The organism is Psychrobacter sp. 1Y4 (assembly GCF_051847555.1).
Genome location: NZ_JBPYDE010000745.1, coordinates 1 through 630, shown reverse-complemented (window position 1 = coordinate 630; position 630 = coordinate 1). Strand labels below are relative to the sequence as shown.

The following is a 630-nucleotide window of genomic DNA, read 5'->3' as shown; positions in this document are numbered from 1 at the left end:
GAAGTATGGCCAGCTCCCAGCGATCGAGCCAACATTGATGATATAACCGCTGTCGCGTTCGACCATCGCTGGCAAGACCGCATGAGTCAATGCCATTAGACCTTTAACATTGGTATCCGTCATGCGCATCCAATCATCGAGATTGGCTTTGTGGGCAGGCTCTGTACCCAGTGCCAAGCCTGCATTATTGACCAAGACATCAATCTGTTTAAAATCATCAGGCAAGTCAGCAATAATTTGCGGGATAGATGCCGTCTCACTCACATCCATCACAACAGGCAAGAATGCATCGCCTAACGTATCTGCTAACGCATTTAATTTATCAAGGCGTCTGGCGCAACTAATCACGCGATGACCATTGGCTACCAAACGCTCTGCCAGCGCTTTACCAAAACCTGCGCTTGCTCCTGTAATCAATACATTCATTGTCTGTCCTTATTATTGATGTGTTAGTTTTTTACCATAATCTTGATGATGGCTTTTTGTGCTAAGACGGTTTATCTATTTGATAATTGCTTACCAAAAATCTTATCACCCGCATCACCCAGACCTGGAATGATATAACCGTGCTCATCCAAGTGACTGTCTAAAGCGGCAGTATAAATAGTCACGTCAGGATGTGCTTCATTA

2 protein-coding genes are annotated in these 630 nt (G+C 44.6%); both read right to left on the bottom strand.

Translation table 11 applies throughout. The annotated features are described in order from the left end of the window. The coding region (locus tag ACS8FC_RS18660; RefSeq protein WP_439297888.1) for an SDR family NAD(P)-dependent oxidoreductase at nucleotides 1-426 on the bottom strand (426 nt) is incomplete at its 3' end. A gap of 71 nt (nucleotides 427-497) precedes the next feature. Beyond that, nucleotides 498-630, bottom strand: a 133-nt coding sequence (locus ACS8FC_RS18655; RefSeq protein WP_439297889.1) for a uracil phosphoribosyltransferase, incomplete at its 5' end; no start/stop codon positions are given.